Here is a 13,353-nt window from a genome sequence, read left to right as displayed (position 1 = left end):
TCGCGAACATTGCGATCATGATCGCGGGCCTCATCACGCTGGTATGGCGCTCCGGCTGGCCCGATTTGATCGTCGGGGCTCGGTATCGCTTTCATGAACGCCGATGCCGCCAGGGCCATCTGGGGCGGCGCACGCAAAGAATGTGCGTCGGTCGACGTTTGATCGCCTCTGCTTCATTCGGAGGGCCATAAACGACCAGCTAAGGCCCAGGCCGCCAACGCAATGACGCCGAGCACCAGCAACGTCGGGCGCGGTCCAACCGCCGAACCCAGCACGCCAGCCAGCGGATAGCCAACCAGCCAGCAGGCATGAGACAACGCAAATTGGGCCGAAAACACGCCCGGACGGTTTGTACTGTCGCTGGCCGCAGTCAACAGGCGCCCGACCGGTGTCTGGATCAGACCCAAGCCGATACCTAGCACGAACCAGACGGCAAGCAAGCCGGCAAAACCCGGCAACCAGAGGCCGCCGATCAGCAATGCCAGGCCGAGCAACAGGCCGCCGGCGAGCATCGCGGAGCGTTCGGAATGACGATCCAGCCAGCGCGGTAGCCATAACGCAGCGAGCATCGAGCCCGCGCCCGAGGCCATGAAGGCCTGCGCGACCCGCACATCGCCACCGCCCAGCGTGTGGCGCACATAGACCACGGTATTGACGATAATCATGGCCCCGGCGGCTGCCACCCCGGCATATAGCGCCAAAACCCCGCGCAGCCTGCGGTTGCCCAGGTATCGACGGACGCCCGCCGATACCCGCTGCCAGACATTGATTGATCCCGTTTCGTCGGCAACGGCCGGTAGGGCGGTCGTCACGACCAGCGCTGCAGAACCCAGAAAGGCGAGTCCGTTGAGCATGAACAACTGGTTATAGGACACGAGGAACAAAAGTGCGGTGGCCAGCGCCGGACTGAGCAGATTCTCCAGCTCGTAAGCCAGGCGCGACAGCGACAACGCGCGCGTGTATTGGGCGTCATCCGGCACCACTTCGGGAATCGTGGCCTGGAAGATGGGTGTAAAGCCCGCCGAGCAGGCGTTTAGCAGAAAGATCAGCAGATAGATCTGCCATACCGCTGTCACCCAGGGCAGACACAAGACAAACCCGGCCCGCAGTAGGTCTAGCGTCACCAGCAGCGTCTTACGCGGCAAGCGTTGGGCATAGCCGCCAACCACCGGGGCGATCCCGACATAAGCGACCATCTTGCACGCAAATGCGATGCCTAATACGCGTCCTGCGTTGCCGCCGGCCAGGTCGTAGGCCAGCAGCGCCAACGCGATCGTGGTCAGACCGGTGCCGATCAGCGCCGAGATTTGCGCGGCAAACAAATGCCGATAGACGCGGTTACGCCATAGGGCACCGATGGGCTTCGTCGTCATGATTCAGTGCTCGAGTGATAATATAGGGGGCTATACTATCTGAGTGAACCACGGCGAGAAACCAAAGTGCATACGATCCGCGAGAAACAGAAGCTATTAAACCGAGTGCGGCGTATTCGGGGCCAGATGGAAGCGGTTGAGCGGGCGCTCGAAGAAGAAAAAGAATGCGGCGACATCATGCAGCGAATCGCCGGCGTGCGCGGTGCCCTCAATGGCCTGATGGCCGAAGTGCTCGAAGATCATATCCACGAGCACGTGGCCGCCGAGGCACTGGCGGCCGAGCAACGGTCCGAAGGCGCGGCCGAACTCATTGATGTCGTCCGTGCTTATCTGAAGTAACACCGGAGTTCGTCATGGCCGTCCAGAAAACACCCCCGCATCAGCGATTGGCTGATGCCGCCCAGGCGAGAACGGTCGCGCCGGACGCCTCGCATCATCACGATCATGAACCGCACGACCATCATCATGGCGATCACGATCACGATCACGATCACGATCATGAACCGCACGACCATCATCATGGCGATCACGATCACGATCACGATCACGATCACGATCATGGGCATGGGCATGGGCATGGGCATGGGCATGGGCATGGGCATGGGCATGGGCATGATCACGACCATCCGTTCGAGTGGCCTGAGGCATTGCGCATCGGCCTGGTGGCGCTGGCGTCGGTACTCGTGTGGTTTCGCGTCTGGGAGCCGGTTTCAGCGATTAGCCTCATCGGCGTCGTCGGCCTGCTGATCGGCGGCTGGCCGATTCTCAAGGAGGCGTTCGAGAACGTCATCGCGCGGCGTATGACCATGGAGCTGTCGATGACGATCGCGATCGCGGCGGCGGCTGCGATTGGCGAATTCTTTACTGCCTTGGTCATCACCTTGTTCGTGCTGGTCGCCGAAGTGCTGGAAGGCTTGACCGTCGGCCGCGGCCGCAAGGCGATCCGCGATCTGCTCGAGTTTCTGCCCGACGAAGTGTCGATTCGCCGGGCCGGTGCGATTCGATCCGTCGCGGCGCAGGAATTGGCGGTGGGTGACGTGGTCCTGGTCGCGCCCGGTGGTCGGCTGCCCGTCGATGGCGTGGTGCTTTCGGGGCATTCGTTCGTCGACGAATCCCGTATCACCGGCGAATCCATGCCGGTGGAAAAGACCGCGGGCGCGCCGGTCTTCGCCGGCTCCATCAACCAGTCCGGCGCGCTGGAGATCGCCGCCGAGCGGATCGGCCGGGATACGAGTTACGGCAAGATCATCGAGGCGGTCGAACGGGCCGAGCAATCCCGGGCGCCGGTCCAGCGCTTGGCAGATCGTCTGGCCGGCTACCTGGTGTATTTCGCGCTCGGTGCGGCTGTCCTGACCTTCCTGATCACGCGCGATATCTATTCCACGATCTCGGTGATCATCGTCGCCGGCGCTTGCGGTATTGCCGCCGGCACGCCGCTGGCCATCCTCGGCGCGATCGGCCGGTCAGCGCGATTAGGCGCGATTGTCAAAGGCGGTGTACATCTGGAAACCCTGGGCCAGGTCGATACGGTCGTGCTCGACAAGACCGGTACGCTGACCTTCGGCCGACCCGAAGTGCAGCACGTCGTACCGGTCCCCGGCATCACCCGCGAAGAGCTTCTCGATGCCGCCGCGGCCGCCGAGTTGCGCTCCGAGCATCCGCTCGGCAAAGCCATCGTCGCGCACGCCCAACGCCAGAACCGCCCGGCGGTCGAACCGACGCGCTTTGATTACACCCCCGGGCGTGGCATCTCGACCCAGGTCGGCGAGGCCACGGTCCTGGTCGGCAACCGCGCCTGGATGGTGGATCATGGGATCGACGTGCCGAGCACGTTTGAACAGGACAGCGAGGCCGGCTCGGAAGCCCTGGTTGCCCGCGACGGCCACTTCTTGGGCGCCATAGAGATCGCGGATACTGTGCGGCCCGAAGCCCAACGTGCGGTCGAAGCCTTGCACCGAATGGGTATCCGGGTGGTGCTGCTGACCGGAGACGCTCGTCGGGTGGCGGATGCCGTGGGCAAGGCGCTCGGCATTCAAGATATCGAGGCGCAATTGCTGCCCGAGGACAAGCTGGCGCGTATTCAGGCACTGGTCGGCGGCAAGCACAAGATCGCCATGGTCGGCGACGGGGTCAATGATGCTCCGGCCCTGGCCCAGGCCGATGTCGGCATCGCCATGGGATCAGGCACCGACGTGGCGCAGGAAAGTGCTGACGTGGTGCTGTTGGGCAACGATCTCGAACGCTTCGTCAAGACGCTCGCTGTGGCCCGGCGCACGCGCGGCATCATCTGGCAGAACTTTGTGGGCACCATCGGGGTGGACGCGCTCGGCATTGCGCTGGCGGCCTTTGGGTTCCTCGACCCGTTGCTCGCGGCGGCGATCCATGTCGTCTCGGAGCTGATCTTCATCCTCAACTCGGCTCGACTCCTGCCAGCACCGGAGAAAACCAAGACGGCAGCCGCGCCCGAATCTAAATCTGCGGCGGTATGAAGCGTGGCCGTCGATTCACCGTGCATCGACATCTGCAAGCTCGACCGCAAGACCGACCTGTGTGTCGGGTGTCTGCGCACGGCAACCGAAATTCGTCAGTGGCGCAAGCTCAGCAACTCCAGGCGCCGGCGCATCCTTGCAGAACGCTGTCGACGTGAGGCGAAGTTGGCTTGGCGCCGCTGACGACCAAGGTTCCAATCATGGGTAGATGGGCACCATCGACTGGTCGTGGACAGATAGATACCCAGATCACCATGCGTACAATATCGCGGGCAGCGCCCGTTCCGTCGTTCTGCTGCTGGCGCGGACACTTAGCGCACGATTTTCGTGCCATGAGTTGCCCCCGATAACAGCTCGGCGGCCGCCGCCAGCACGAATAGCGCGAACGTGATCAGCGGATTCAAACCGCACCTCCGTCGTGACTTTCGGATTCCGACAGCGCGGAGAGAATGCCGCAATCCTGCATCTGCTGATGACCGCCACAGGCTGCTTGCAGGCGTCGCAGCCGGGCTTCGAGCTCACACAGCTGCCGGATACGGTTTGCCACCGATTCAAGCTGATTCGCGAGCAGCGTATCCACAGCTTCACAAGGCTGCTGCGGGTGGTCTGCTAGGCGGAGCAAGTCGACGACCGACGCAATGGAGAACCCCAGTTCGCGCGCACGATTAACGAATGACAGGCGCTCGATATCGGTCGACTGGTAGTAGCGATAGCCGTTGTCGCCACGTTGCGCGGGCGGCAACAATCCCACTCGCTCGTAATACCGGATCGTGGAAGCCGGACATCCGGCTTGCCGCGCTGCGTCCGCTATCGTGAACATTGCTTTTCCTTCGGTTGACCTTCAACTGACTTTAACGTTGATGCTGGCGTGGTCAACTGATATTGAAGAAAGCCATGGCGGGTTGTTGCAGTGAAAATGGAGTTACTGTCAAATCTGGTGTACGCGAAAGAAGCTAGGCGGCTTTCCTGATGAGTCCTGGTTCGGCCACGCCACGGCCGGCGTGGCCACAAGCGACTTGCTCGGGCATTCGTATCCGCAGCGTCAATAGCCGCCTTTCTTGCCGACTCCGGTGTAGGTGAAGCTCCAGGCGTGCTCGAACGGTGACCACCACGGCGGTACGCCGGTGTCTTTCGTGGTGTGACGCAGAAAACCCTGATACGGCGGCGGCTCGATTTTGAAGCGTGCGGTGTATCGGCCGGGCCCGTCGAGTTTGACGTTGGCGCCGTAGTGCGGTCCGTCGCTGGCAGTCATCGTCATCAGTGTGCCGAACGTCGACCAATCGGAGCCTTTCTTGACGATCTCGTAGCTGACCGTCAGCGCCGGAATCCAGGCGCCCGGGGAAAAGCCGTACGGGTTCGATTTGTCGGCGTGAACATCCAGTTCCACATGGACATCGGCATTGTCATTGACACCCGGCATAGCCGGCGCCATCTCGACTGCTTGCAGATAGACCGGGTGAATGATCAGGCCGTTCTGCTGCAACGGTTTGCCCAGCGAATGCTCGGAGCTCGCCCACGCCGGGACAGCGATCGTGGCGGCTGCGAGCCCGGCCATGACCGAGCCCAGGATTGGATGTTTCATCGTTGATCTCTCGTTTTAACCCGGGTGAATACGAATCGCTCATGAGCGGCTGCGAAAAAAAACACGCCCTCAGAAGGTGAGGCCGAACAATGCGGGGCTCCAGGCCAGGCCGATCAGGCCGATCCCGGCCGCCGTCGGCAACCCGGCCGCGAGGCAGCGCAGGCCGGACAGTCCTTGCCGGGCCAGAAGCCGGCGGCCGAGCGCCAGGCTCCAGACCACGCTGAGCGCGAACAGAGTGATCTTGATTGATTCGACGGCAGCGCTCGAAATGCCGGCTTCGGCCAGCGCGGCGAACAGCTTGCCGCCGAGGCCGATGACCAGAGAAATCATGGCCACGGGCATGTAGGCATAAGCGAGTTCGACAAACCGCGCACGCCCGTTCAGATCGCCGCCGAGGCGTCCCGCCAGCCAGCTCGCTATGGCAGTGGTTATCGTCAGGGAGACCGTCAACACGGCGGCGCAAGTGAGCATGAAGCCGCAGATCATGAAGAAATCGAGCCAGACGAAGGTTTCATGCGCCGCCGGATGAACTACCATCAGCCAGCTGGGCCCGGAGTTCCCGATCCAGTACCAGCCGTGGTTGATCGCCCAGGTTCCGATGATGTTGCGCAGTGCCCCGTACTGGGGCAGTACGATCCACAAAAAGCCGCCCAGCGCGAGGCCCGTGGCCAGAAAAAGGAACCAGATCTCGGCGGCGTTGGGATTGTGATCGCGGATCTGCGCGACCTCGCGGCCGGGCTTGCGAAAAGCCAGCCGCAGCCCGCCGCGGGCCTCGGGATGGACACAACGAAAACACTCGATGCAGTGCCGCGACTCGCGCTTGCGGTTGATATCGATATTGGTCGGGCAAATGCCTTTTTCGGTATAAGTGTCGCCGCCGGGCTTGGGTTGTTTGGGTAGGAACTGGACTGCACCGATGCGCGAGAATACGCCGAGCATCAGACCGATCGGGCACATGTGCCGGCACCAGATCCGGGTGCTCCGGCCGGGACCATAGACGAAGCCGAGCACCGCCGCCGCCGCGAACGTCAAACCGAAAACCTCGGCAATGCCGGTGGCATAGTCCCGGGCGCCGACGGTTTGCGCGAGGATGGTGATGATCACGAAACTGACGATCGGGGTACCGCGCCAGCGTATCCAGCGCGGCGTCGGACGTTTCAGCCCAACGCGGTTGGCCCACTCCGAGGCCGCGCCGAGCGGACAGAGCACACCGCACCAGCTGCGCCCGGTGAAGATCACGGACACGAAGACCAGGGGGAACCACAGCCCCCAGATCACGAAGTTCGCGAACGACGAGAAGTTGTTCCAGAAATGCTGACTACGGCTGATCGGCACCGGCAGGAATAGTGGGACCACCGTGAGCACAGCAAACCCGAAGAACATACTCACGTGGATCCAGTCCAGCCAGTGCCGGCGTGGCGCGACCCACTGTTCGATGCGATAGGCCCAGCCGCTGCGCGGCGTCTGTAGGCGGGGCCGGCGCCCCGGTTCCTGCACGCGGACCGCGATCTCGGAAAGTCGCTGGCGGGGCGATTGATCTGTCGTGTTCATCGGCGAAAACCGTTGCGGTCAGACTGTCAGACGGGGGCGCGGTTGCGCTTGGCCGGCGCCGGACGGTTAACCCAGCGCATGCCGCTACCGATGCCCATCAGCGCTGCCAGATAGAACAGGATCTGAATGCCGGAAGGGCGTTCGGTATAGCCGATCAATACATGCAGCAGGTTGCCCATCATGGAATGCTGGTTCAGCAACCACGAGGTGTCCCACAGATTGCTGCCCAGCGTGGGCAACAGGCCGACCTGGCTGAGCAGGCCGGCAGCCTGAGCGGCCAGACCGGCCGCCAGCAGCAGGATCATCCAGCCGGTCACACGGAACAGATGGCCCATCGGAATGCGCAACAATCCGTAGTACAGCAGGCAACCGACGAGTACGCCGAGTGCGAGGCCGCCGGCGCCGCCGATCGCCATCGAGGCCGCCCGCGCGCCGCTGGCCAGAATGCCGTAGCTGAACAGCGCGACCTCCGAGCCTTCGCGCAGCACCGCCATCATCACCACCACGAGCAGCGCGTACAGCGGCTTGCGACCGCTGGCGACATCGTGACCGGCCGCTTTCATGCGCGCCGCCAGTTCCCTGCCATGCTGGCTCATCCAGATGTTGTGCCAGCCCAGCATCGCGACCGCGGTCAGCAGGATCGTCGCGTTAAGCAATTCCTGTCCGCGGCCGGAGAGCGCCGAGGCGATCGTACCGGCGAACGCTGCAACCAGTATCGAACCGAGCACGCCGAGGGCGATGCCTGCCGAGACATAGCGTGAGCGCCCGTCCACGCCTTTGGTGGCAGCCATCACGATAGAGACGACGAGGGCGGCCTCAAGAACTTCACGGAACACGATGATTGCGGTGGCAAGCATGGACAACTCCGGATCGCGGTCATTTGACCGTCAGCGTACCTTTGACCGACGGCGAGAAATCGTTGAAGAAATGATAGGTGCCGGCCTTCAGCGGCCCGATATAGACCGGTAACGTCGTACCGGAGGGGATGACTTTTTCGACCGTGAAATCGCTGCCTTCGAATTCCGCCGGGCGATTGCTCCGATTGGCAACCACCACCTTGACGCGCTTGCCCGCTGCAATCGATAGCGTCGCCGGCTGAAAATGATCCGACTGGATAACGACATCGGGCGGTGTCGGGCTGGCCAACGACGCGGTCGATGTGGCAACCAGAAAGAGTCCGGCCAGTACGGCGGTTAAACAAGGCTTGAGGGGGGGCATGCCCGGTTCCCATGGATATGGCAGAAGCATGTAAACACGAACGAGTCGCAATTGCAATTGATTGCCAGGAGGCAGCCGCCCGCGCTGCACCGGAGACGCTTTGCCGCCGTTATAACGGGCGATGTTCGGTGTCTAATGCGCGCCGGGTGTTTGAACTGGCCCCTGATTTCTGGACAGTGCGATAAGTGGCAAGCTGCTTCGCAAGAGCCATCGGCTCAAGGAGCATTTATGCGACGTAAACGCAGGAATCATTCGGCGGCGTTCAAGGCCAAGGTGGCGCTGGCCGCCGTGCGTGACGAGGGCACGCTGGCCGAGCTGGCGCAGCAGTACGACGTACACCCGAATCAAATCACCCAGTGGAAGCGCCAGCTGATCGAGGGCGCCACCGGCACGTTCGACAAGGGCGCCTCCCAAGCCGATTCGCAGGCCCAGATCACCGAGCTGCACGCCAAGATCGGCGAGCTGAGCATGGAACGCGATTTTTTAGAACGCGGGCTCGCGCGCTTCCCCGGCAAGCGCGGCGGGTCATGATCGCCGCCGATCATGCGCTGCCGATCGTGCGGCAGTGCCAGCTGCTCGATATCGCCCGGTCAACGGTCTACTACCGTGCCGAGGCCGTAAACAATGTCGATGACGAACTGATGAAGCGCATCGATGCCATTCATCTGGAATGGCCGTTCCTCGGCAGCCGCCGCATCGGCGATGCACTGGCGGACGAGGGCCTGATCGTCAATCGCAAGCGCGTCCAGCGTCTGATGCGGATTATGGGGCTGGCGGCCCTGTACCCGAAGCCGCGTACGACCAAGCCGGCGCCCGGGCACCGAATCTACCCGTATCTGCTACGCGATCGGATGATCGACCGGCCGAACCAGGTCTGGTGCGCCGACATCACGTATTTACCGATGGCGCGCGGCTTTTTGTATCTGGTGGCCATTATGGACTGGCATTCCCGCAAGGTCTTGTCGTGGCGTGTGGCCAACACGATGGACGATGACTTCTGTATTGAAGCGCTTGAAGCCGCCATCGCGGCTTATGGCACGCCTGACATATTCAACACGGATCAAGGCAGCCAGTTTACCGGCATCGCGTTCACGGGTGTGCTCAAGCGCGAGGGTATCCAGATCAGCATGGACGGACGCGGGCGCTGGATGGACAACGTGTTCATCGAACGGCTGTGGCGTAGCGTGAAATACGAGGAGGTCTATCTCAAGGCCTACGACAACGCTCGCCAGGCGCGTGCCGGGCTTCGCGTGTACTTCGGTTTCTACAATGCCAAGCGAAAACATCAATCGCTTGAGCGACGGACGCCCGATCAGGTCTACTTCAACGCAGCGCGGCTTCCACAAGCCGCATGAACCAGGCAGCTTGCCACTTAAAAATCGCTGTGGGCTGTCCAGCTCACGGGGTCCACTTCAGTTGTCACGTCGGGCGCGATTAACTTAGGTGTTTGATCCCAGATTTTGATGGTGCATTATTTTCCCAAGATTGGAGGGATGCACTATGGGCCAGGTTTTACATGGCAGCGCCACAACGACTGCGGCAGTCCGTCGAGCAATACAAAATAGTCAAGAGAGCCTAAGGGCGCTGGCCAAGCGCTACGGCATCAACCAGAAGACCGTCGCCAAGTGGAAGAAGCGGGCGTCCACGGCTGACCTGAAGACGGGGCCCCGTCGTCCCAGGTCGACGGTACTGTCGGTCGAGGACGAGGCGATGATCGTGGCCTTCCGGCGGCATACGCTGTTGCCGTTGGACGACTGTCTTTACGCCCTACAGCCGACGCTGCCGCATCTGACGCGTTCGTCGTTACATCGCTGCCTACAGCGCCACGGGATCAGCCGTCTACCCGACGTGACGGGCGATAAGCCCGCCAAGCGCAAGTTCAAGGTCTACCCGATCGGTTATTTCCACATCGACATCGCCGAGCTGCGCACGGCCGAAGGCAAGCTCCATCTCTTTGTCGCCATCGATCGAACCTCGAAGTTCGCTTACACCGAACTGCATCCCAAAGCCGGCAAGCAGGTCGCCGCCGACTTTTTAAAACGCCTCGTGGCTACCGTGCCTTACACGATTCACACCGTGTTGACCGATAACGGCATCCAGTTCACGAATCGCCAGCGGGATCGGTATGCGTTCACGCATATCTTCGACCGCGTCTGTCAGGGCAATAACATCGAACACCGCCTGACCCAAGTCCAGCATCCGTGGACAAACGGGCAAGTCGAACGCATGAACCGGACGATCAAGGAAGCGACCGTTCAGCGCTTCCACTACGACGACCACGCCCAACTGCAACGGCATCTCGCTGACTTCATCGACGCCTACGACTTTGGCCGAAGACTCAAGACGCTCAGAGGGCTCACACCCTACGAGTTCATCTGCAAACAATGGGCTTCAGAACCAGAACGATTCAAGGTAAACCCTATCCATCAAATGCCGGGACTAAACACTTAGGAGCTGTTAACACTAACTGATAAGCTACGCGCATGCAGTTATCGTACGAACAGTATCAGCAGATCGAGTCGGTGTTACCCAAACAGCGTGGCAATGTCTCATTGAGTAATCTGGATGTGTTGAATGCTGTGCTCTACGTGGCGGAGCACGGCTGTAAATGGCGCGGGCTACCTAAGCGTTTTGGCTCGTGGCATACCATCTATACTCGCATGAACCGCTGGGCCAAGGCGGGCGTATTGGAGAGGGTGTTCGCCGAGTTACAGCGCCAACAGATTATCCAGGTGAGTGTCGAGGCGGTGTCTTTGGACAGCACGGCCGTCAAGGTGCATCCAGACGGTAGGGGCGCTTTAAAAAAAACGGACCCCAGGCTATCGGCAAATCAAGAGCGGGCTGGACGACCAAAATTCATATGGTTGCCGCAGATGCCCGAACCGCGGTGAGCTTCGCCTTGTCGCCCGGTCAGGCAGGCGATGCGCCCGCGGGTCGTGCATTGCTTGGAGACACGCCCTTGTCAGCTCGGCATGTCCTCATGGACCGGGCTTACGAAGGTGATGAAACGCGGCAACTCGTGCTGGATCTGGGGGTGACGCCGGTTGTTCCGCCGAAACGAAATCGCCTCTCGCCTTGGGAATACGATCGTGAGATGTACAAGAAGCGTAACGAGGTCGAGCGCTTATTCCGTCGACTCAAGGGATTCCGCCGCTTGTTCTCACGATTCGATAAGCTCGATATCGTGTTCACCTTCTTCATCTACTTCGCGCTTATCGTCGATGCGCTCAATAGTGTTAACAAGCCCTGGTTCCATTCCCTAGACCGACTAGCAGTGCCCGCTCAGGATATGGAGTCTCGGGCATTGCCCGGGCGCCTCAATTGCTGAGTGAGGCCTTTTGGGCGCTCTTCTCTTCGAGTTCTTCGTCGGTGTGAAATGGCTCGTCGAGCAAGCGCTTGGCGCGTTGCGCGCCAAGCGCCACTAGTTCGAGTAACGATCGAGTCTGTTCAAGGTCGAGCGGGCCATCCGTATTCGGCGACCATTCGCTCTGCCGAAAAGTCTCTCGAAATTCCTCGGCGACTTGGTCGGCGAGCGGTATCCACCGCTTGCCGATGTTGATGCGACCGCGTTCAATATCGAAAAGCTCGAGTCGCATCGCTTCTTCGCCGTCGTCGGGCGTGGGCAAGGGAGCGCTGGGGTCGTCAGGCGTGAGTGGCGGAGGGATGTGCACTTCCCCATTAATCTCCGTACGTTCTGCATAATTGGCCAGCTCGGCCATCCTCTGCTCGCGCGCCTCGCGAGTTTTTTCCTTGTTTACTAGATTCTGTCGTGCCCTGTCGACGACGGCAGCGAGCACGTCTTTAATCGGAAAGAAGCTACCGTTTTCCGATTTTCCATCAGCGCCTTCCCCCTCTGACGCTTCGATTTCGAACCCCGTTGCGATAGTCGGATCCGACGGGTCGAAAATCGATTCGATACGATGGATCTTGAGCCCCGCTTTGGCGGCAATAGGGCAAACATCGCGCTGAATCTCGGCTAGAGAACGCCGAAAATCCCTGTAATGTCGAGGCGGGACATAATACGTCGCGACAGATCGCTCAGACATTTTGTGCTAGGGCTTATTGAGTGCTATTTAAAAATATAAGGATGTAAAATAATAAAAGCAAACAAGCTAGCTATAATTGTTAAAGAACGCTTTAAAATAATTATTCGTTTAACGACACGGCATAGGGTAGGGCGTGAGCCCTCGCATTTCGTCATAGGACGATGACTCGCCCGTCAGTGGTGATGCGCCCAACTGATCGCGGCCGCGATCAGCAGCAGCAGGGAGCGATCAGAGGGCGGCAGCTCGATTGCCCGGACGTGGTCGCTCTTTTATGGCGTCCTACGGCATCGGCCAGACCGATCGTTTCGTCGAATACTAACTCCCGGCTGTCGGCGTGCAGTTGGCGCAATAGCCATCCGCGCAGGGCGTAGCTGTTTAGGCTCGGCTCCAGTGCCTGGTCGACACGGCGAAAGACGGGGAGTAGATCGTGGGCGCGCGGTGCCCGGTCGAATATCGAACGGCAGCGCTTAAATGTCATTTGGTGACATAATGCTGGAGGTAAGACGTGATATGTGACAGGAGCCGGTATCACAGCCTCGCTAGCACGGCCTTTGTTACATGACGAGCACCGCATTTCCAGCCTTCGTTTCGACGGTTGGCGCAGACGCCGCCACGCGCCAACGTGTCTCGCGCGCGGCTCGCCAGGGCCGACTGCGGGAGATCACGACTGCCCTCTATACCGCGTATCTTGATGAGCCGTTAAGTGTTGTGGTTCGGCGGCATGCGTATGAGATTGCCGGCCTGCTGTACCCCGGCGGGGCCGTAGGCTATCGCACCGCCCTCGAGGGCAGCTTGAGGACACGGGATGCGCTTTTCATCACCCATAACGCCGCGAGCCGGACTCTTCCCGGCCTGGCATTCCGGACGATCGCCGGCCATGGGCCCCTGCCCGATGATATGCGCATGGGCAACTCTTTGTATGCCGCCAGCGTCGAACGGTTCCTGATGGAAAATCTGGTGCCATCGCGGACCCGTCACGTCATTGCGCGAAGTGTCGGCGCCGAGGGGGTAGAGCGATTTCTGGCGCGCCGGGCGACCCTTCGGGGCGAAGCCGAATGGCCGGCTATCCGCGAACGCGCTCGGGCGATCGCGCC

13 protein-coding genes and 3 pseudogenes are annotated in these 13,353 nt (G+C 61.0%); 8 read left to right on the top strand and 8 right to left on the bottom strand.

The window, feature by feature from the left end; all coding sequences use genetic code 11:
• Positions 1–162: pseudogene (locus ACS8YF_RS18510) on the top strand (cation transporter); the annotation flags it as partial.
• An 11-nt stretch (positions 163–173) separates the two neighbouring features.
• Here ACS8YF_RS18510 and ACS8YF_RS18505 read toward each other — a convergent pair.
• Positions 174–1,373, bottom strand: coding sequence for an MFS transporter (locus tag ACS8YF_RS18505; RefSeq protein ID WP_440851589.1), 1,200 nt, complete (start codon positions 1,371–1,373; stop codon positions 174–176).
• A gap of 66 nt (positions 1,374–1,439) precedes the next feature.
• Between ACS8YF_RS18505 and ACS8YF_RS18500 the strand changes: the two genes are divergently transcribed.
• Positions 1,440–1,712 (top strand): metal/formaldehyde-sensitive transcriptional repressor, encoded by a 273-nt coding sequence (locus ACS8YF_RS18500; protein ID WP_440851588.1) that lies wholly within the window; start codon positions 1,440–1,442, stop codon positions 1,710–1,712.
• Here ACS8YF_RS18500 and ACS8YF_RS18495 read toward each other — a convergent pair.
• The gene (locus tag ACS8YF_RS18495) at positions 1,700–1,987 is read right to left on the bottom strand and encodes a hypothetical protein (RefSeq protein WP_440851587.1); all 288 of its coding nucleotides are present in this window, start codon (positions 1,985–1,987) and stop codon (positions 1,700–1,702) included. The genes ACS8YF_RS18500 and ACS8YF_RS18495 overlap by 13 nt on opposite strands.
• A 33-nt stretch (positions 1,988–2,020) precedes the next feature.
• On the opposite strand from ACS8YF_RS18495, the gene ACS8YF_RS18490 reads away from it, so the two are divergent.
• Together ACS8YF_RS18490 and ACS8YF_RS18485 are read left to right on the top strand one after the other, a co-directional pair.
• Entirely contained in the window at positions 2,021–3,862 is a 1,842-nt protein-coding gene (locus ACS8YF_RS18490) for a heavy metal translocating P-type ATPase (RefSeq protein ID WP_440851586.1), read from the top strand.
• Positions 3,863–3,865: 3 nt separating this feature from the next.
• Positions 3,866–4,045, top strand: coding sequence for a DUF1289 domain-containing protein (locus ACS8YF_RS18485; RefSeq protein WP_440851585.1), 180 nt, complete (start codon positions 3,866–3,868; stop codon positions 4,043–4,045).
• A 217-nt stretch (positions 4,046–4,262) separates the two neighbouring features.
• Here the strand turns inward: ACS8YF_RS18485 and ACS8YF_RS18480 are convergent, their stop codons facing one another.
• The 5 genes from ACS8YF_RS18480 to ACS8YF_RS18460 all read right to left on the bottom strand — a co-directional run bounded on the left by ACS8YF_RS18480 (position 4,263) and on the right by ACS8YF_RS18460 (position 8,270).
• Positions 4,263–4,682 carry a MerR family transcriptional regulator gene (locus ACS8YF_RS18480; RefSeq protein ID WP_440851584.1) on the bottom strand — a complete coding sequence of 140 codons (420 nt, stop codon included), beginning with the start codon at positions 4,680–4,682 and terminating at the stop codon, positions 4,263–4,265.
• 222 nt (positions 4,683–4,904) lie between these two features.
• Positions 4,905–5,444 (bottom strand): iron transporter, encoded by a 540-nt coding sequence (locus tag ACS8YF_RS18475; protein ID WP_440851583.1) that lies wholly within the window; start codon positions 5,442–5,444, stop codon positions 4,905–4,907.
• 69 nt (positions 5,445–5,513) lie between these two features.
• Entirely contained in the window at positions 5,514–6,995 is a 1,482-nt protein-coding gene (locus tag ACS8YF_RS18470; protein WP_440851582.1) for a 4Fe-4S binding protein, read from the bottom strand.
• A 26-nt stretch (positions 6,996–7,021) separates the two neighbouring features.
• On the bottom strand, positions 7,022–7,852 hold the full coding sequence (locus tag ACS8YF_RS18465) for an FTR1 family iron permease (RefSeq protein ID WP_440851581.1): 831 nt from the start codon (positions 7,850–7,852) through the stop codon (positions 7,022–7,024).
• Positions 7,853–7,871: 19 nt separating this feature from the next.
• Positions 7,872–8,270 carry a cupredoxin domain-containing protein gene (locus tag ACS8YF_RS18460; protein WP_440851580.1) on the bottom strand — a complete coding sequence of 133 codons (399 nt, stop codon included), beginning with the start codon at positions 8,268–8,270 and terminating at the stop codon, positions 7,872–7,874.
• A gap of 171 nt (positions 8,271–8,441) precedes the next feature.
• Between ACS8YF_RS18460 and ACS8YF_RS18455 the strand changes: the two genes are divergently transcribed.
• From ACS8YF_RS18455 to ACS8YF_RS18445, 3 genes and pseudogenes are all read left to right on the top strand, one after another.
• A protein-coding gene (locus tag ACS8YF_RS18455; protein WP_415752846.1) for an IS3 family transposase occupies positions 8,442–9,568 on the top strand; the annotation gives its coding sequence in 2 pieces (ribosomal slippage) (positions 8,442–8,691 and positions 8,691–9,568; 1,128 coding nt in all).
• A 145-nt stretch (positions 9,569–9,713) separates the two neighbouring features.
• A complete protein-coding gene (locus ACS8YF_RS18450) occupies positions 9,714–10,664 on the top strand; it encodes an IS481 family transposase (protein WP_440851579.1) in 951 nt (316 codons plus the stop codon).
• Between the two features lie 32 nt (positions 10,665–10,696).
• Positions 10,697–11,442, top strand: a pseudogene (locus ACS8YF_RS18445) (IS5 family transposase); the annotation flags it as partial.
• A gap of 88 nt (positions 11,443–11,530) precedes the next feature.
• On the opposite strand, the gene ACS8YF_RS18440 reads toward ACS8YF_RS18445, so the two are convergent.
• Positions 11,531–12,259, bottom strand: a complete 729-nt coding sequence (locus ACS8YF_RS18440) for a hypothetical protein (RefSeq protein ID WP_440851578.1) — start codon at positions 12,257–12,259, stop codon at positions 11,531–11,533.
• A 558-nt stretch (positions 12,260–12,817) separates the two neighbouring features.
• Between ACS8YF_RS18440 and ACS8YF_RS18435 the strand changes: the two are divergent.
• Positions 12,818–13,353: pseudogene (locus ACS8YF_RS18435) on the top strand (hypothetical protein); the annotation flags it as partial.

It is taken from the genome of Salinisphaera sp. SWV1 (assembly GCF_052044155.1).
In the GTDB taxonomy this organism is placed as follows: Bacteria; Pseudomonadota; Gammaproteobacteria; order Nevskiales; family Salinisphaeraceae; genus Salinisphaera.
The sequence above is the reverse complement of the archived record's forward strand: the minus strand, read 5'-3'. Positions and strand labels throughout refer to the sequence as shown.